18 protein-coding genes are annotated in these 17,629 nt (G+C 70.8%); 10 read left to right on the top strand and 8 right to left on the bottom strand.

The window, feature by feature from the left end; all coding sequences use genetic code 11:
* Positions 1–126: 126 nt before the first annotated feature.
* The 5 genes from QM572_RS11285 to QM572_RS11265 all read left to right on the top strand — a co-directional run bounded on the left by QM572_RS11285 (position 127) and on the right by QM572_RS11265 (position 2,642).
* Positions 127–828 (top strand): SOS response-associated peptidase, encoded by a 702-nt coding sequence (locus QM572_RS11285; RefSeq protein ID WP_415093095.1) that lies wholly within the window; start codon positions 127–129, stop codon positions 826–828.
* The gene (locus tag QM572_RS11280; protein WP_415093093.1) at positions 825–1,553 is read left to right on the top strand and encodes an alpha/beta family hydrolase; all 729 of its coding nucleotides are present in this window, start codon (positions 825–827) and stop codon (positions 1,551–1,553) included. Before QM572_RS11285 ends, QM572_RS11280 begins: the two co-directional genes overlap by 4 nt.
* 91 nt (positions 1,554–1,644) lie before the next feature.
* Positions 1,645–2,250 (top strand): sigma-70 family RNA polymerase sigma factor, encoded by a 606-nt coding sequence (locus tag QM572_RS11275; protein WP_415093091.1) that lies wholly within the window; start codon positions 1,645–1,647, stop codon positions 2,248–2,250.
* A complete protein-coding gene (gene rsrA / locus QM572_RS11270) occupies positions 2,247–2,525 on the top strand; it encodes a mycothiol system anti-sigma-R factor (RefSeq protein ID WP_415093089.1) in 279 nt (92 codons plus the stop codon). Before QM572_RS11275 ends, rsrA begins: the two co-directional genes overlap by 4 nt.
* Before the next feature lie 42 nt (positions 2,526–2,567).
* Positions 2,568–2,642: a 50S ribosomal protein bL37 gene (locus tag QM572_RS11265; RefSeq protein ID WP_370249596.1), complete on the top strand. Its 75-nt coding sequence runs from the start codon at positions 2,568–2,570 to the stop codon at positions 2,640–2,642.
* 90 nt (positions 2,643–2,732) lie between these two features.
* Here the strand turns inward: QM572_RS11265 and QM572_RS11260 are convergent, their stop codons facing one another.
* Positions 2,733–3,521, bottom strand: a complete 789-nt coding sequence (locus tag QM572_RS11260) for a DUF2785 domain-containing protein (RefSeq protein ID WP_415093087.1) — start codon at positions 3,519–3,521, stop codon at positions 2,733–2,735.
* Between the two features lie 35 nt (positions 3,522–3,556).
* On the opposite strand from QM572_RS11260, the gene QM572_RS11255 reads away from it, so the two are divergent.
* Positions 3,557–5,032, top strand: a complete 1,476-nt coding sequence (locus QM572_RS11255) for a sensor histidine kinase (protein ID WP_415093085.1) — start codon at positions 3,557–3,559, stop codon at positions 5,030–5,032.
* Between the two features lie 19 nt (positions 5,033–5,051).
* Here QM572_RS11255 and QM572_RS11250 read toward each other — a convergent pair whose 3' ends face one another.
* A complete protein-coding gene (locus QM572_RS11250) occupies positions 5,052–5,303 on the bottom strand; it encodes a WhiB family transcriptional regulator (RefSeq protein ID WP_227782919.1) in 252 nt (83 codons plus the stop codon).
* A gap of 227 nt (positions 5,304–5,530) precedes the next feature.
* Here QM572_RS11250 and QM572_RS11245 point away from each other — a divergent pair, with 227 nt between their 5' ends.
* Positions 5,531–5,905, top strand: a complete 375-nt coding sequence (locus tag QM572_RS11245; RefSeq protein ID WP_415093083.1) for a hypothetical protein — start codon at positions 5,531–5,533, stop codon at positions 5,903–5,905.
* Here the strand turns inward: QM572_RS11245 and QM572_RS11240 are convergent.
* The 3 genes from QM572_RS11240 to sodN are packed head-to-tail and all read right to left on the bottom strand — an operon-like array spanning position 5,896 to position 7,485.
* Positions 5,896–6,675, bottom strand: a complete 780-nt coding sequence (locus tag QM572_RS11240; protein WP_415093081.1) for an RNA polymerase sigma factor SigF — start codon at positions 6,673–6,675, stop codon at positions 5,896–5,898. The two genes, QM572_RS11245 and QM572_RS11240, sit on opposite strands and share 10 nt — an antisense overlap.
* Positions 6,672–7,061 (bottom strand): anti-sigma factor, encoded by a 390-nt coding sequence (locus QM572_RS11235; protein WP_415093079.1) that lies wholly within the window; start codon positions 7,059–7,061, stop codon positions 6,672–6,674. The genes QM572_RS11240 and QM572_RS11235 overlap by 4 nt, the downstream gene beginning before the upstream one ends.
* Before the next feature lie 13 nt (positions 7,062–7,074).
* The gene (sodN, locus tag QM572_RS11230; RefSeq protein WP_415093077.1) at positions 7,075–7,485 is read right to left on the bottom strand and encodes a superoxide dismutase, Ni; all 411 of its coding nucleotides are present in this window, start codon (positions 7,483–7,485) and stop codon (positions 7,075–7,077) included.
* Here sodN and QM572_RS11225 point away from each other — a divergent pair.
* From QM572_RS11225 to QM572_RS11215, 3 genes are all read left to right on the top strand, one after another.
* The gene (locus QM572_RS11225) at positions 7,435–7,848 is read left to right on the top strand and encodes a S24/S26 family peptidase (RefSeq protein WP_415093075.1); all 414 of its coding nucleotides are present in this window, start codon (positions 7,435–7,437) and stop codon (positions 7,846–7,848) included. The two genes, sodN and QM572_RS11225, sit on opposite strands and share 51 nt — an antisense overlap.
* Complete coding sequence (locus tag QM572_RS11220) at positions 7,826–8,797, top strand: zinc-binding dehydrogenase (RefSeq protein ID WP_415093073.1); 972 nt, start codon at positions 7,826–7,828, stop codon at positions 8,795–8,797. The genes QM572_RS11225 and QM572_RS11220 overlap by 23 nt, the downstream gene beginning before the upstream one ends.
* A gap of 406 nt (positions 8,798–9,203) precedes the next feature.
* Positions 9,204–11,330 carry a hypothetical protein gene (locus QM572_RS11215; protein WP_415093071.1) on the top strand — a complete coding sequence of 709 codons (2,127 nt, stop codon included), beginning with the start codon at positions 9,204–9,206 and terminating at the stop codon, positions 11,328–11,330.
* A 23-nt stretch (positions 11,331–11,353) separates the two neighbouring features.
* On the opposite strand, the gene QM572_RS11210 is transcribed toward QM572_RS11215, so the two are convergent.
* The 3 genes from QM572_RS11210 to QM572_RS11200 all read right to left on the bottom strand — a co-directional run.
* Complete coding sequence (locus QM572_RS11210; protein WP_415093069.1) at positions 11,354–13,777, bottom strand: hypothetical protein; 2,424 nt, start codon at positions 13,775–13,777, stop codon at positions 11,354–11,356.
* Between the two features lie 122 nt (positions 13,778–13,899).
* Positions 13,900–14,076 (bottom strand): DUF6104 family protein, encoded by a 177-nt coding sequence (locus tag QM572_RS11205; protein ID WP_415093067.1) that lies wholly within the window; start codon positions 14,074–14,076, stop codon positions 13,900–13,902.
* Positions 14,077–14,103: 27 nt separating this feature from the next.
* On the bottom strand, positions 14,104–17,629 hold a 3,526-nt coding region (locus QM572_RS11200; protein ID WP_415093065.1), incomplete at its 5' end, for a multifunctional oxoglutarate decarboxylase/oxoglutarate dehydrogenase thiamine pyrophosphate-binding subunit/dihydrolipoyllysine-residue succinyltransferase subunit.

The raw sequence follows: 17,629 nt of genomic DNA, 5'->3' as shown, positions 1-17,629 counted from the left end.
GCGGCGTTGCGGGCGCTCGACGACCGCTCCGCTCTTCAGGTCGCCTTCGCGCCCGCGCCTGGCCACCGCGCGCCCCGGCGCGCGATTTCCGCCTTGGTCGCTCCGTGGCACCCTACGCTGGCCGGCATGTGCGGTCGGTACGCCTCGAGCAAGTCCGCGGGGGAGCTCGCGGGGGAGTTCGACATCGACGAGCTGCGTCTCGCGCTCGATCTCCCGGCGAGCTGGAACGTCGCGCCGACCGACGAGGTCTACATCGTCGCCGAGCGGCCGCCGCGCTCGGCCGACGGCGAGCCGGAGGCCCGCGAGCGACAGCTGCGCAGCGCGCGGTGGGGACTGGTGCCGTCGTGGTCCAAGGACGCCTCGGGCGGCGCCCGGATGATCAACGCCCGGGCCGAGTCGGTCGCCGAGAAGCCCGCCTTCCGCCGGGCCTTCGCCGCCCGCCGGTGCCTCGTCCCGGCGGACGGCTACTACGAGTGGTACACGTGCGAGAACGGCTCCAAGCAGCCCTTCTACATCCATCCCACCGACGGCCGCTCGCTCGCGATGGCCGGGCTCTACGAGATCTGGTGCGACCCGAGGGCCCCCGAGGGCGAGGGCTTCCTCTGGTCGTGCACCGTCATCACCACGAGCGCCACCGACGCGCTCGGCCGCCTCCACGACCGGATGCCGCTGCTCGTCGAGCCCGAGCACTGGGCCGCCTGGCTCGGCGCGGGCCCGGGTGCGCTCGACCTGCTCAGCCCCGCGACCCATCTCGAGGCCTGGCCGGTCTCCCCGGCGGTCGGCAACGTGCGGAACAACGGCCCCGAGCTGGTCGAGCCGCTCGGATGAGCGCGCCGACCGAGACGACCGTCCCGACGGCGTACGGCGAGGGCCGGCTCGTCCGCCACACCACCGCCGACCCACGGGCGACCCTCCTGCTGAGCCACGGCGCCGGTGGCGGCATCGCGAGTCCCGACCTCGTCGCCCTCGCCGTCGGCCTCCCGCCGCGAGGCATCGAGGTGGCGCTCTTCGAGCAGCCCTGGCGCACCGCCGGCAAGCGGATCGCCTCGCCGCCCCGGACACTGGACGCGGGCATCGCGGCCGCCGCCGAGCGGCTCCGCGAGGACCTCGATGACGAGACGCCGCTGGTCGTCGGCGGCCGCTCCGCCGGTGCGCGCTCGGCCTGCCGCACCGCGGCCTCGCTCGGCGCGGCGGGCTGCCTGGCCCTCGCCTTCCCCCTCCATCCGCCGGGCCGGCCGGAGAGGTCGCGGCTCGACGAGCTCGCCGGCGCCGGCGTGCCCACCCTGGTCGTCCAGGGCGGCCGCGATCCGTTCGGGACGCCGGCCGAGTTCCCTCCGCCAGATCCCCACATGTGCGTGATCTCGTACGACGTGTCGCCGACCCCGTCGGGGTGTCATCGCACCAATGCGCGATCCTGGCCAGGCGAGCTCGTCGAGATCCCCTTCGGAGACCACGCGTTCAAGGTCGCCGCGCGCCACCGCGCCGAGGCCGGGGACCCGCTCGCCACGATCGTCGACGCGGTCGCGGAATGGACGCTGCGCCTCGTCGGTTGAACCCGGCATGACCATCACCTTGGAGCGCACTCCGCGGGGCGGCACGGAGCGCTCGGGCGGCCTCGTGTCCGACGCCGTACTCTGGGACCTGATGTCTGAGTCCACCGCCGAGCCCACCGCCGAGCGCGTCGAGTCCGCCGAGGAGCGCGCGCTGCGCTTCGAGCGGGACGCGCTGCCCTTCCTCGACCAGCTCTACTCGGCCGCGATGCGGATGACCCGCAACCCCGCGGACGCGGAGGACCTGGTGCAGGAGACGTTCGCGAAGGCGTTCTCGTCCTTCCACCAGTTCCGTGAGGGCACCAACCTCAAGGCGTGGCTCTACCGCATCCTCACCAACACCTTCATCAACTCCTACCGCAAGAAGCAGCGCGAGCCGCAGGTGTCGATGGCCAGTGAGGACGGCGGCGTCGAGGACTGGCAGCTCGCCCGTGCCGAGTCGCACAGCTCCTCGGGCCTGAAGTCCGCCGAGGCGGAGGCGCTGGAGCACCTCCCCGACTCGGAGGTCAAGGACGCGCTGCAGAAGCTGCCCGAGGAGTTCCGCCTCGCCGTCTACCTCGCCGACGTCGAGGGGTTCGCCTACAAGGAGATCGCCGAGATCATGGACACCCCGATCGGCACGGTCATGTCACGCCTGCACCGCGGTCGCCGGCAGCTCCGCGACCTGCTCAGCGACTACGTGAGGGAGTCCGTGGCATGAACGATCACGCCCACGGGTCGGAGCCGTCGACGGCGGAGTGCGCGGACTTCCTCGAGCAGATCGTCTACTTCCTCGACAACGAGCTCGACGACGCCGACTGCGCCGCGGTGCGCGCCCACCTGGACACCTGCAACCCGTGCCTGGAGCGCTACGACCTGCAGCGCACCGTGAAGGCCGTCGTCGCGCGCTCGTGCAGCGAGGTCGCGCCGGCCGAGCTGCGGGCCAAGGTGCTGGTGCGGCTCACCGAAGTGCGGATCAGCACCGAGCTCGGCTAGGATCTCCGGGTTTTCCAGACCTTCACGATCGAGGAGTTCCTCATGGGCAAGACCGGACGCAAGCGCCGCGCTCGTCGCAAGAAGGGCGCGAACCACGGCAAGCGCCCCAACAGCTGACGCAGCTGACACAGAAGAGCCCCGCTCCGGCGGGGCTTCTTCTATGCCCGTGACAGTGGCCCCGCTGCCGGGCTGTCGCGACGTGCGCGGTCAGCGCAGCGCGGGGTCGATCTCGCGCAGCACGTCGACCAGCAGCAGCACGAGGTCCGCGCGCACCGAGAACGGCCGCCGCCCGACGGCCGCGTGCGTGTAGAGCGCCCGCAGGAACGTCTCGGCGTTGCGCGTGTCGGCGGCGTCCTCCACGGCTCCGACGCCGAGCCGCATGACCCACGGCTCGATCAGCCCGAAGTCGAGGGCGTCGCGCCGCAGCACCGCCATCGTGGCCCGCGCCAGGCCGTCGGCCTCGGGCAGCCGGAACCGGTCGGTCGTCGGCGCCAGCACGCGGTCGGCGACGACGTCGAGCACCACGGTCAGCTCCGGGCGGCCGATGTGCGGCGACGCGGCCAGGCTGGCGAGCGCCGCTCCGCCCGGCGCCACCGCGCGCAGGTCGCGGTCGCCGAGCAGCCACGACACCAGCCGGTCGCCCCACTCCAGCGCCTTGCCGCCCGGCACCAGCCGGTGCGCGGTGTCGCGGTCCAGGCAGGCCGTCAGCACCGCCGCCGACGACGTACGCCGCAGGGCGGTGTCCGTGCCGCGCTCGCCGAGCCCCACGGTCAGGCCCGCGGCCATCCCGTCGCCGAGTCCGGCGAGGAGGTCGTCGTAGACGCCGCGATCGAGCCAGCCGAGCAGGGTCGGCACGGCGATCCGCTCGCGCGACTCGGGATCCGGGTCGCCGAGCATCCGGGTGAGCTCGGCGGTCAGCTCGGGCAGCGGGCGGTCGCCCGGCACGGCTCCGCCGAGCGCCTGAACGCCCTGCCAGTACGACCCCGGTATCGCCACGGACGTCATTCTAGAAGATCCCTAGACTGCTCGCCGTGCCCTCCCTGACCGAGATCGTCCGCTCCCACACGGACCTCGAGGACGCGGATGTGGCCTGGCTCCACCTGCTCATGGCGGACTGGCAGATCGTCGCCGACCTGAGCTTCGCGGACCTCGTGCTGTGGCTTCCCGACCGCGACGGACAGGGCTTCTGGGCGGCCGGGCAGATGCGCCCGACGACCGGTCCGACGGCGTACGTCGACGACGTGCTGGGCACCTTCGTGCCGGTGGGCCGCCGCCCGCTGCTCGACGCCGCATGGGCCGAGGGACGGCTCGTGCGCGAGGGCGACCCGGAGTGGCGCGACGAGGTGCCGGTGCGGATCGAGTCGATCCCGGTGCGACGCGAGGGCCGCGTGATCGCGCTCGTGGACCGCAACACCAACCTGCTCGGCGTACGCACTCCCTCGCACCTGGAGCTGGCGTATCTGCGGACCGCCTCGGACCTCACCCGGATGATCTCGGAGGGCTACTTCCCGTCTCCGGCCCAGCGCAGCGACGACGCCGACACCCCGCGGGTCGGCGACGGGTTCGTGCGCGTGGACGCCGAGGGCGCGGTCGAGTACGCCAGCCCCAACGCCCAGTCGGCCTTCCGCAAGCTCGGGCTCAACGGCGACCTCACCGGCCGCTCGCTGGCCGACGTCACCCGGCGCCTGGTGCCGCCCAAGCGCCGGCTCGACGAGGAGACCCTGAGCGCCGTGCTGGGCGGGCGCTCCTTCCGCGACGCGGAGATCGTCAGCGACACCGTGGCGCTCATCGTGCGCTCGCTGCCGCTGCGGCCCGACGGCGCCCACATCGGCGCAGCGATCCTCGTCCGCGACGTCTCCGAGCTGCGCCGCCGCGACCGCGAGCTGGTCACGAAGGACGCCACCATCCGCGAGATCCACCACCGGGTGAAGAACAACCTCCAGACCGTCGCGGCGCTGCTGCGGCTGCAGGCGCGCCGGATCGACTCTCCGGACGCGAAGGAGGCCCTCGAGGAGGCCGTACGCCGGGTCGGCTCGATCGCCATCGTGCATGAGACGCTGTCGCAGGCCGTGGAGGAGATCGTCGAGTTCGACGAGATCGCCGACCGCGTCTCGCACGCGCTCGGCGAGGTCGGGGGAGTGGGCGCCGCACACGTCCAGGTGCGACGGACCGGGTCGTTCGGCGGCCTCAACTCCGAGGTCGCGACCCCGCTCGCGATGGTGCTCACCGAGCTCCTGCAGAACGCCGTCGAGCACGGCTATCCCGACCCCGGTCACGACGGGGTCGGCGAGATCGCCGTCGACGTCGCCCACGCGGGCGACACGCTGCTGGTGTCCGTCACCGACGCGGGCAAGGGACTGCCCGAGGGCTTCGACCTGGCGAGGTCGACCAACCTCGGGCTGTCGATCGTGAAGACGCTCGTGGAGGGCGAGCTCGGCGGACAGATCACGCTCGAGAACCGCCCCGACGGCCGCGGGACGCGAGCGGCGCTGAGGATCCCGCTCTGAGCCTCGGCCTCGGGCCGAGCTACGCGGTGCGGACCCTGGCGCGCGCGTTGCGGCGCTTCAGAGCGCGGCGCTCGTCCTCGCTGAGGCCACCCCAGACACCGTGGTCCTGGCCGGCCTCGAGAGCCCACTGGAGGCACTGCTCGCGCACCTCGCAGCGACGGCAGACGGCCTTGGCCTCCTCGATCTGCAGGATCGCCGGGCCGGTGTTCCCGATGGGGAAGAACAGCTCCGGATCCTCGTCGAGGCACGCCGAACGGTGACGCCAATCCATGGGTGGGGGTTCCTACTTTCCTCAAGAACGCGTGCAGCGGCTGGATCGTCAGTGCTGCCTGGCTCGGAGCGCGCGGATGTGAACGCCTTCACGAGCGAACCCCCAGGGTTTCAGGTCGTGAGGCGCGACACAAGGGGCAATTGGAGTGTGTTTCCTCACTGTTACACGCTCCGGGGCGCGCGGGAGGCGGCGTCTCGACCACCGGGCACGCGCCGTACGCTGGGGGGGTGCGTCTGGATGCTGTCCCTCGTCCGCTCCTGGTGACGGTCGGGGTCGTGCTCCTCCAGGCGGTCGCCTTCGTCGTCTTGGCGGTGTGGCAGCTGATCGTTCTCGAGAGCGACAAGGTGGCGATGAGCGCCACCACCTCGGCGTTCTACGTGATCGCCGCCGTCACGCTGGTCGCCTGCGCGGTGGGACTGCTCCGGCTGAGCTCGATCGCCCGGAGCCCGATCGTCATGGTCGAGCTGATCGAGCTCGGCGTGGCCTGGAGCTTCCGCGGCATGTGGTTCGTCGCGGTGCCTCTCGCCCTGGCCTCGGTCGTCGCCCTCGTCGGCATCTTCGCTCCTGCCAGCATCGAGGCCCTCGAGCCGGCTCAGGACTGAGGCTCCTCCAGCCCGGCGCGCAGCTGGGCGAGGATCTTGGCGAGCAGCCGCGAGACGTGCATCTGCGAGACGCCGATCTCCTCGGCGATCTGCGACTGGGTCAGGTTGCGGAAGTAGCGCAGCAGCAGGATTCGCTTGTCCCGGTCGTCGAGCTGCTCCAGCAGCGGCTTCAGCGACTCGCGTACGTCGACCAGCCCCAGCCCCGCGTCGTCCACCCCGACCACGTCGAGCATGTCCGGGCCGTCGTCGGAGTCTCCTCCGGCGTCGAGGCTGATCGTCGACCAGGCGTTGCCGGACTCCATGCCCTCGACGATCTCCTCGACGCTGCAGCCGATCTCCTTGGCCAGCTCGCCCGCGGTCGGGGAGCGACCCAGGCGCTGGGTCATGTCGCCGCTGACGCGGGTGATCTGGAGCCGGAGCTCCTGCAGCCGCCGCGGCACGCGGATCGCCCAGCCCTTGTCGCGCAGGTGCCGCTTGAGCTCGCCGACGACGGTCGGCGTCGCGTACGTCGAGAACTCCAGGCCGCGCTCGATCTCGAAGCGGTCGATCGCCTTGATCAGGCCGACCAGGCCGACCTGCACCAGGTCCTCGTAGGACTCGCCGCGGTTCTGGAAGCGTCGCGCGAGGTGCTCCACGAGCGGGACGTGGAGCGTGATCAGCTCGGCGCGGACGGCCGGCCGATCGCTGGTGTGAGGATCGTGGAGCGCCCGGAACAGCGCGCTGCTGCGCGCCCGGGCCTCCTCGAATCCCGAGGAGGACTCGCCGCTCATGCCGGGGACGGGCTGCCGATCTGGCTCGTGGCCACGACGGTGATCGAGCGCCGGCCGTCCTCGCTCACGCAGGTGGCCTCGGCCAGGGTCGTGAGCAGCGTCCACGCGAAGGACGTCTCGTCCAGCGGCGCGGGCCCGTCGCTCTCGTCGACCGACACCGTCATCGTGAGCCGGCCCGGGGCCAGGTCGAAGGCGGTGTGCAGGTCCGAGTCCGGCGAGGCCGCCTCCAGGGCCAGTGCGGCGGCCTCGCCGACGCAGACTCGGGCGTCCTCGATCTCCTCGAGGGTGAAGTCGAGCCGGGCTGCCAGCCCGGCGGTGAGGGTGCGCAGCAGGACCACGTAGGCACCGCCGGGCGGCAGCCGCAGCTCGACGTCGGGAGTGCTCATCCGGGCGACGAGCTCAGGCCGCCTTCTTCGTCTCCCAGAAGATCTCGGCGATCTCGTCGATCTTCGAGAGCAGGTCGTCCGCGACGGCCTCGTCCCAGCTGCCCTTGGTGCCGCCGGCGCCGGCGAGCTTGGTCGCGGTGTTGAACAGCTCGTTGAGCTGCGGGTACTTCTCGAAGTGCGGGGGCTTGAAGTAGTCGGTCCACAGCACCCACAGGTGGTGCTTGACGAGGTCGGAGCGCTCCTCCTTGATGGCGAGGGCGCGCGCCTTGAAGTCGGCGTCGTCGGACGCGTTGGCCTTGGTGATGCACGCCTTGACGGACTCCGCCTCGATGCGGGCCTGGGCGGGGTCGTAGACGCCGCAGGGCAGGTCGCAGTGGGCCGAGACCTCGAGCGTGCGAGCGAAGGGGACGAAGCGCGAGAACATACGTGTTCCTCTCGGATTGACGGGTGCACTTGCGACACTACTCCCGTGCTGGGACTCGCGCGGGTCAGGGGTCGGTCGATGGAGCCGGGTCTCCACGACGGCGATCTGCTCCTCGTCCGATACGCCGTCACGCCGGTGCCCGGCCGGGTCGTGGTCGCCCGCTTCGCCGACGGCACGGTCGCCGTCAAGCGGGCGGTCGAGCGGCGCGACCGGGGCTGGTGGCTGCTGTCGGACAACGCCGCCGAGGGCGTCGACTCGCGGCACCGGGGAGCGGTGCCGGAGGCGGACGTCCTGGCGGTGGTGGTGCTGCGGCTGGGACTGCCATGGCTAGGGTGGCCCCGTGTTCGCCGTCTACGCCGCTAGCCAGGACTGGGACGACCCGCTGAGCGGGCTGGAGCTGGGGGATCGGCCCGAGCCGGCCGTGCCCGAGGGCTGGACGACCGTGACGGTCAGGGCCGCGAGCCTCAACCACCACGACCTGTGGTCGCTCAAGGGCCAGGGCCTCCCGGCCGACCGGCTGCCGATGATCCTCGGCTGCGACGCGGCAGGTCTGGACGAGGACGGCCGGCCGGTGCTCGTCCACTCGGTGATCTCCACGCCCGCGTGGGTCGGCGACGAGACGCTCGACCCGAAGCGGAGCCTGCTCTCCGAGCGCCACCAGGGCACCTTCGCCGAGCGTGTCGCGGTGCCGCGGAGCAACGTCGTCGCGCTGCCCGAGGGGTTCTCACTGGAGGAGGCCGCCTGTCTCCCGACGGCCTGGCTGACGGCGTACCGGATGCTGTTCACGCAGGGCGGCCTCAAGGCGGGCGACAGCGTGCTCGTGCAGGGCGCCGGCGGGGGTGTCGCGACCGCCTGCATCGTCCTCGCCCGCGCGGCCGGGCTGCGGGTCTACGCGACCTCGCGCGACGAGGAGAAGCGGGCGCGCGCCCGCGAGATCGGCGCCCACGAGGCGTTCCCGAGCGGCGAGCGGCTGCCGGCGAAGGTCGACGCCGTGATGGAGACGATCGGACGGGCCACCTGGGAGCACTCGATCCGCTCCCTGCGGCCGGGCGGCGCCCTCGTCATCTCCGGCACCACGTCGGGCCCGAAGCTCGACGACGCGATGCTCACCCACATCTTCTTCCTGCAGCTGCGGGTGATCGGCTCGACGATGGGGACTCGCGCCGAGCTGGCGTCGCTGGTCTCCCTGCTCGACGCGACCGGTCACAAGCCCCTGATCGACTCCACCATCCCCATGACCGACGCCCGTCAGGCCTTCGAGCGCCTCGAGTCCGGCGACATCTTCGGCAAGATCGTCCTGACGCTGGACTGAGGGTCAACCGGTCAGCGCACGTGACGTCGCCGACCTACGTCCCAGAACCTGCCCCGGCGATCTAGACCACCTGAGGCGAAGTTCCGAGAAAGCGTCGTGCTGAGCGATCCCGTCACTACGCTGACGGACCATGAACGCAGGCAGGCTGCTCGCTGCGGCCGCTTCGTGCCTCGTCCTCGGCCAGTTCCTGTTCCCCATGACAGCGGAAGCGGCCCCTCGTCCGGGCCAGATGCGCGTCTCGATCGTGGCGCCCAGGGGAGTGGCAGTCACTGTCGTGTTCTCCGGACGTCAGCGCCTGGCCTTCGCGAAGCCGACGGCTGGGGGCGTCCGAACGAGCACCAGGTCGGTCCGCACCGGCACCTACGTGCCGAAGCTGGCGCCGGTCAGCGCGAACGGGTACTTCTACGTGCCGACCTCCTCGATGAAGAGGGCGAAGGTGGAGTCTCGTCACACGACCAGAGTCAGGATCGTCTTCAAGAAGGTGGCCGTGGCTCGGCTGCGGGTCACCGGGCTCGACTCGACCGCTGTCTCGTTCGCGTTGACGAAGCCGAAGAAGAGCAGTCGGGTACGAGTCCGCTACCAGGCTGGGACCGCGGCTCCGTCGAGTTCATCGAAGGGTCGAGCGGCTGCAGTCGGCAGTACTCGGGTCGTCGCAAGAGGCCTGGCCGCCGGTGCGACGTACACCTTCGGTGCGTTCACGAAGGTGAAGGGGAGATGGGTCGGACCTGTGCTGACCACGCTGACCACGCCGACGTCGACGGACCACGTGGGCGCCGCGATCCGCGCCGAGGGAGCTGTCGTTGCCCAGCCGGGCCAGGTGAGCGCGAGGCTGATCTCGGGGCAGGTGGTCTCCACTGTGCCCTCCGGAGTGACGCCGGTTCTCGGGCACGCGCTGGTCGTGCCGCCTTCCGCGGAGGTGACCGGTGGGTTCGTGGGAACGATCACCTCGATCTCCGCCGACGGACGCACCGTGAGGCTGACCCAGGCGGGCCTCGACGACGTCTTCGATCTCTACGTCTCGCCCGACGTCAAGATCGAGGGAGAGGAGACGACACTGGTGCCGACGACACGATCGGTGGCAGAGGCGACGCCCAGGGGCATCTCTGGAGGTCGTGCGAGTGCGACGGTCCCCCTGGAAGCGAGCTGTTCAGGAACCGCGTCGGTGAACGTGGCTGACATGGTGCCGGCCTTCGCGATCAGCCCTGATCCCGGCAACCACTTCAACTACTCGGTGAAGAAGAAGGAGATCGACTTCTTCCCCGATGTTCCGGTCGGCGTCGAGGGCAACGTCCGGCTGGCGCTGGACTCCGTGATCGACTACAAGATCGGTTGGGACCTGGACGGGGAATGCAGTGTCGAGTTCGGGTTCACACCGTGGGTGTCGAAGCCGATCCTGGTGGACGGCGTCCCGTTCCTGGCCACGGCGTCCCTGACGGCGAAGGTGGCGCGCACCGGCCGCATCTCGGCCGGCCACGGCGGCGGAGCGTCGACCTTGGGGTTCGAAGGGTCCTTCGCGTTCGGTGAGGGCGACGGAAAGAACGACCTGCACTCGGTGGAGAGCTTGGAATACATACCCGACAGCGCCCAGGGCACGGCCGGCATGAGCATCGCCATCTCCGGGTCGGTGGGATTCGGGCCGGGGGCGGGAACGGAGGCGGTAGGCGCCATCGCGGGTGTCCAGGCGATATACACGCCGCTCTCGTTGAGCGTCGACTGGGCAGCAGAGGACGACGACTCTCCCACGTGCGCGCAGGTCAAGGCAGGCAAGGCTCTCAAGGTCGGGATGTTCGCGAAGGCGTGGGGTGGCCCCTTGAGTCTCGGCCCCGAGTGGAATGTCATCGACAAGACGTGGCCCGACCTGATCGACGCGAAGTTCCCGTCCGGCTGCGACGAGGGTCGTCGCCGCTACTGGACCGGGATCGTCGAGTGGCACGCGACAAGCACCTTCGTCGGGTACGAGCCGACGACGCCCCCAGGCTCGGAGTCTCCGCACTACATGGAGCGCACCTACGAGGCCGCGACCGATGGCTCGCAGCGCTGGTTCTACGACACGACCGGTTACCACCACAGCCTGTCCGGTGAGTCGTCGGTGACGGCGACCAATGGAGGTCCCGTGGCGCCTGGGGACAACTGCATCGTGCCTGCGCGGACCACCGGCTGGGGAACGAAACTCAGCTACCCGTGGGCGACTGCGGACAATGCCGACCCCTTGGCTGACATCCCCTCCGAGGACGGCGATACGCCGGGTTGCCGTGTCGCTCTGACCCCCGGTCTCCTCCCCGACACGGTCGTGGATCAGCTTCCACAACTGCTCGGACAATCGGAGTGGGATCACGCGACCGGAACCGTGACGTTCGAGAAGTCGTTCGGCTGCGGCTGCGGAACGTCCAATCTGGACGTGGATCCGTATTGGATGGCCTCGGGCACAGGATCCGGAACTCTGAGGATTCGGCTCACTCAGCTTCCCGACTCCGACGGCGACGGTCTGCCGGACGAGTCCGACGCGCGACCGTCGACGTTCGACGGCTTCTGAGGCGCCGTCCTGACGTCCGCTCTCTATTTGACCTTCTTGGCGATGACGAGGGTCTGGACGAGGGGTGGGAGGCCGGTGCGGGTATAGGTGATGGTGACGGAGATCTTCTTCCTCCGGTCGGCCTTGGTGAGCTTGTAGGTGGCTTTGGTGGCCTTCTTGATCGCCTTGGCGCCGCGTCGCCACTGGTAGCTGATGGCGGTCGGGGTGGGGGAGAGAGTGGCCGGTGTGGCGGTCAGGGTCTTGCCGACCTTGGCCTTGCCGGCGCCGTGCCCGGGTGTGGTGACGGTGAAGCTGGTCGGCTGGGTGGTCCCGCCGCCCGGCGTCGCCGGGGTGGTCGGCGTGGTCGAGGCGCCCGGCGTCGTCGGGGTGTTCCTGTCCGGTGGCGTGAGCTTGTCGATGCCGAGGCTGTCGGCCACGTATACCGTGGCGGCTGCGTCGACGGCGATCCCGAAGGGCTCGAGGGCGCTGGCGGTGGCGGCACCGGGTGTGGGCAGGCCGACCGCGCCGTTTCCGGCGATGACGGAGAGGGTGCCGTCGGGGGCGACGCTCTCCGCGTATCCACTCGCGTCGGCGACGTAGAGTGTGCCGTCCGTCCCGACGGCGATGCCGCTGGGCGTGATCGCGCTGCCTGTGGCAGGTCCCGGGGTCGGAGCGCCGGCGGTGCCGTTCCCCGCGACCACGGACAGGATTCCGCCGGGCGTGACCTTCTCGACGTAGCCGCGGCCGTCGGCGAGGTAGAGGTTGCCACTCGCGTCGACGGCCACTCCGGAGGTGCCCACGACGCTGGCCGTGGCCGGACCCGGCGCGGGAGGGCCGGTGTCGGTGTAGCCACCGTTGCCGGCGACGACGGAGAGGGTTCCGCTGGGCGTGACCTTCTCGATGTAGCCGTGCGCGTCGGCGATGTAGAGGTTGCCGCTGGCGTCGACCGCAATGTCCTCGGGCCACATCCCGCTCTGCGTGGCCGGCCCTGGCGTCGGGGTGGTCGATTCGGTGGCCTCGCCGTTGCCGGCGACGACGGAGAGGGTTCCGCTGGGCGTGACCTTCTCGACCCAGCCGTATCCGTCGGCGATGTAGAGGTTGCCGCTGGCGTCGACGGCGACACCGCTGGGATACATGGCGCTCTGGGTGGCCGGCCCTGGCGTCGGGCCCGTGGCGTTCCCGTCGGTGCCGTTGCCGGCGACGACGGTGAGGGCGCCGCCGGGGGTGACCTTCGCGACGTAGCCGTTCGCGTCGGCGATGTAGAGGTTGCCGGCCGCATCGACGGCGGTGCCGTTGGGGCTCACGACGCTGTCGGTCGCGACGCCGGGCGTGGGATCGACACTCCGGCTTCCGGTCCCGGCGACCAGCGAGAGGGTCCCGCCGGGCGTGACCTTCTCGACGAAGCCGTACGTCAGGTCGGCGACGTACAGGTTCCCGCTCCCGTCCAGGGCGACGCCGTTCGGGGCAACAGCGCTGCTGGCCGCCGGCCCGGGCGTCGGCCCACCGTGCTCAACATTGCCGGTGCCCGCAATGACCGAGAGCGTGCCGGTCGAGGTGACCTTGGCGATGTAGCCGTGGCCGTCGGCGATATAGAGGGCCCCGCCGGCATCGACGTCCACCCCTCCGGCGGTGACGGCGCTTGCGGTGGCAGGCCCCGGCGTCGGCCCTGTCGCGTCCGTGGTGTGGCCGTTGCCGGCAACGATGGAGAGGGTTCCGCCGGGCGTGATCTTCTCGACATACCCGGTGAGGTCGGCGACGTAGACGTTGCCGCTGGCGTCGGTGGCGACGCCTGTGGGATGTACGGTGCTGTCGGCGGCGGGCCCGGGTGATGGAGCGGCGTAGGTGCCGTCGCCGGCGAGCACCGAGAGCATTCCGCTGGGCGTGACCTTCTCCAGGTAGCCGTTGGAGTCGCCGATGTAGAGGTTCCCGCCGGCATCGACCGCCACCCCGTTCGGGGGACCCAGCGGGCTGCTGGTGGCCGCCCCGGGCGTCGGGTCGCCGGAGACGCCGTTGCCCGCGGCGACGGAGAGGACTCCACTGGGAGCGACCTCGAGGACGTAGCCCCGGCTGTCGCCGATGTAGACGTTGCCGTTCGTGTCGACGGCGACGGCTGTCGGGCTGAGGGCGTTGCCGGTGGCCGGCCCCGGCGTGGGCTGCTCGTCCTCTGGGGGGCGCCCATTGCCGGCGAGGACCGAGAGTGTTCCTCCGGGAGTGACCTTCTCGACGTAGCCGTTCGCGTCCGCGACATAGAGGTTGCCGCTGGGATCGGTGGCCACCGATGTCGCGGCGATCGTGCTCTCGCTCGCCGGGCCGGCATGAACCGCCCGGCCGCGGCCGGCGACCACGCTGAGCGTGTAGCCCGAGTCCGCCGCCGGTGCCGGGAGTGCGACGACGACCGCTCCGACGGATCCCAGTGCGAGTGTGATCAGCGACGCCGCGACGATGCGGGTTGGACGTACGGGGTCCATCTCCGGATCTCCTTATGCTGGTGTGCCCCGAGACTTCCGAGGGGACTATCGCACGGGGTTGCCGGAAGGGCCATTGTTTGTGGGCACCCTCGTCCCGGTGGTCCAGACCATCGCGACCCCGGTCAGTCGTCGGGATCGTCGAGTCTGGCGAGCCAGGTCGCTAGGCGCTCGATCGCCGTCTCGAACTCGGGATGGGTGTCGACGAAGGCCTGGAGGCTCTCGGCGAGCCAGGCGAAGGTGACCTCCTCGTCACCCCGCCGCCGCTCGAGCTCCTCCAGGCCCCTGTCGGTGAAGTACATGGCGCTTCGATGCCCCGGCTGTCGGCGTCAGCCGAACGCCCGGTCGAGCAGGTCGGCCTGCTCGGCGAGGTGGCGCTTGACCGTGCCGACGGCCGTGGTCGAGGACGCCACCCGGCTGATCAGCTCGGCGTCGACGCCCAGCGGCTCGAACACGTTGAGCGCGAAGCTCGGCCACGGGCCCTGGTTGGCCGGCTCGTCCTGCACCCACTTCACGACCGCGCCAGGGTACTTCGCGAGCTGCTCGCGGATCTCGTCGGCCGGCCACGGGTAGAGCTGCTCGACCCGCAGGATCGCCACGTCGTCGCGCTCGCGCTTCTTCCGCTCCACGACGAGGTCCCAGGTCAGGCGACCCGAGACGAGCAGCACCGTCGTGACCTTGCTCGCGTCGGCCGCCGCGTCGGGGATGACACCCTGGAACGTGCCCGTGGTGAAGTCCTCGGGCTGCGAGGCCGCCTCCTTGCGGCGCAGCATCGACTTCGGGGTGAAGACGATGAGCGGACGGTGGAGCTCGCCGAGCGCGTGGCGGCGCAGCAGGTGGAAGTACGACGCCGGCGTGGACGGCTGGGCGACCACCATGGCCTCGTCCGCGCACAGCGTGAGGAAGCGCTCGATGCGCGCCGAGCTGTGGTCGGCGCCCTGACCCTCGTAGCCGTGGGGGAGGAGGAGCACGACGCCGGAGTCCTGCCCCCACTTGGTCTTGCCCGCGGAGATGTACTCGTCGATCACGCTCTGGGCGCCGTTGACGAAGTCGCCGAACTGCGCCTCCCACAGCACCAGCGCGTCGGGCCGGGCGACGGAGTAGCCGTACTCGAAGCCGAGCGCGGCGTACTCGCTCAGCAGCGAGTCGTAGATGTAGAACTTCGCCTGGTCGTCGCTGAGGTAGGCCAGCGGCGTCCACTCGTCGGCGTTGACCCGGTCGATCATGGTGGCGAAGCGCGAGGCGAAGGTGCCGCGCCGCGAGTCCTGGCCCGCCAGGCGGACCGGGCGGCCCTCCATCAGCAGCGACCCGAAGGCGATCAGCTCGCCGGTGCCCCAGTCGATCCCGCCCTCGGTGATCGACGTCGAGCGGCGCTGCAGCTGCGGCATCACCTTCGGGTGGACGGTGAAGCCGTCGGGCGGCGTGACGTAGGCGTCCGCGATCCGCTTGAGCACCTCGAGGCTGACGGCGGTCGCCTCCGACGTGCCCTCCTTCTCGGGGTACTCCGGCACGGTCTCCCACTGCTCGGGCTTCTTGTCCGCGTCGCGCACCTCGGTGAAGACCCGCTCGAGCTGGCTCTGGTAGTCGCGCAGGACCTCCTCGGCCTCCTCGAGCGTGATGTCGCCACGGCCGATGAGGGACTCGGTGTAGAGCTTGCGGACCGAGCGCTTCTGCTCGATCAGGTCGTACATCAGCGGCTGGGTGAACGACGGGTCGTCGCCCTCGTTGTGGCCGCGGCGGCGGTAGCACACCAGGTCGATGACGACGTCCTTGTGGAAGGCCTGCCGGTAGTCGAAGGCCAGCCGGGCCGCGCGGACGCACGCCTCCGGGTCGTCGCCGTTCACGTGGAAGATCGGCGCCTGCACCATGCGGGCCACGTCGGTCGCGTAGAGCGAGGAGCGCGACGAGCCGGGCGAGGTGGTGAAGCCGACCTGGTTGTTGATCACGAGGTGGACGGTGCCGCCGGTGCGGTAGCCGCGCAGCTGCCCCAGCTGGAAGGTCTCGGCCACGACGCCCTGGCCGGCGAAGGCCGCGTCGCCGTGGATGAGCAGCGGGAGCACCGGGTAGCCGGCCCCCTGGTCGAGGACGTCCTGCTTGGCGCGGACGATGCCCTCGAGGACCGGGTCGACCACCTCGAGGTGGGACGGGTTGGCCGCCACCGAGACCTTGATGGTGTCGCCCGAGCCCGCGGTGAAGATGCCGTCGGCGCCGAGGTGGTACTTCACGTCGCCGGAGCCCTGGACCGTGCGCGGGTCGATGTTGCCCTCGAACTCGCGGAAGATCTGGTTGTAGGACTTCCCCACGATGTTGGCCAGCACGTTGAGCCGGCCGCGGTGGGCCATGCCGATCGCGACCTCCTCGAGGCCGGCCTCCGCGGCGGCCTCGGCGATCTCGTCGACGACCGGGATCGCGGTCTCGCCGCCCTCGAGGGAGAAGCGCTTCTGGCCGACGAACTTGGTCTGGAGGAAGGTCTCGAAGGCCTCCGCCTCGTTGAGCTTGAGCAGGATGCGGAGCTGCTCCTCGCGCGGCGTCTTGTCGTACGGCGTCTCCACCCGCTCCTGGATCCAGGCGCGCTGCGCCGGGTCCTGGATGTGCATGTACTCGATGCCGGTGGTCCGCACGTACGCGTTGCGGAGCACGCCGAGGATGTCGCGCAGCTTGAGGAAGCGCTTGTTGGCCGGGCCGAACGAGCCGGTCGGGAACTCCCGGTCGAGGTCCCACAGCGTGAGGCCGTGGTTCTCGATCTCAAGGTCGGGGTGGGTGCGCTGCTTGTACTCCAGCGGGTCGGTGTCGGCCATGAGGTGGCCGCGCACGCGGAAGGCGTTGATCATCTCGCCGACGCGGACCTGCTTGGAGACCTGGTCGTCGTGGCTGGTGGAGACGTCGCGGCTCCAGCGGATCGGGATGTAGGGGATCCGCAGCGAGCGGAAGATGTCGTCGTAGAAGCCGTCCTCGCCGAGCAGCAGGCGGTGCACGGCGGCGAGGAACTCACCCGACTGCGCGCCCTGGATGACGCGGTGGTCGTAGGTCGACGTCATCGTCATGATCCGGCTCACCGCGTCGCGGGTGAGGTGCGCCTCGGAGGCGCCCTGGAGCTCCGGCGGGTAGTCCATGGAGCCGACGCCGATGATCGCGGCCTGGCCCTGCATCAGGCGCGGCACCGAGTTGTTGGTGCCCAGGCCGCCGACGTTGGTGAGGCTGACGGTCGTGCCGGAGTAGTCCTCCATCGTCAGCTTGTTGTTCTTCGCCTTGCGCACGACGTCCTCGTACGCCGTCCAGAACTGCGCGAAGTCCATGGACTCGCAGCCCTTGATCGACGGGGCGACGAGCTGCCGGGTGCCGTCCGGCTTCTGCTGGTCGATCGCGAGGCCGAGGTTGATGTGGGCCGGCGTCACCTGGGTGGGCTTGCCGTCGACCTCGGCGTAGGTGTTGTTCATCGCCGGGTTGGCCTTGATCGCCCGGATGATGGCGTAGCCGATGAGGTGCGTGAAGGAGACCTTGCCGCCGCGGGCCCGCGCGAGGTGGTTGTTGATCACCGTGCGGTTGTCCCAGAGCAGCTTGACCGGGATGTTGCGGACCGAGGTGGCGGTCGGCACGGAGAGCGAGACGTCCATGTTCTTCGCGGTCGCCGCCGGGATGCCGCGCAGGGTCGTGTAGACGGGCTCGTCACTGGCCGCGACGGGCGCCGGGGCCGGAGCGTCCTTCGGGACCGGGCTGGTGGTGCCCTTGGCCGGCTCGGCTGCCTTGGTGTTGTCGGGTCGCGGCTTGGCGACCGGGGCCGGGGCGGAGGCGGACGGCGTGGGAGCCGGTGCCTTCGCGGCGGGCTTCGCGGGCGCCGGAGCGGCCGGAGCGGGC

The sequence above is a fragment of the Nocardioides sp. genome (genome assembly GCF_047607365.1).
In the GTDB taxonomy this organism is placed as follows: Bacteria; Actinomycetota; Actinomycetes; order Propionibacteriales; family Nocardioidaceae; genus Nocardioides.
Note: the sequence above shows the minus strand (reverse complement) of the source record. Positions and strands in the feature narration are given on the sequence as shown.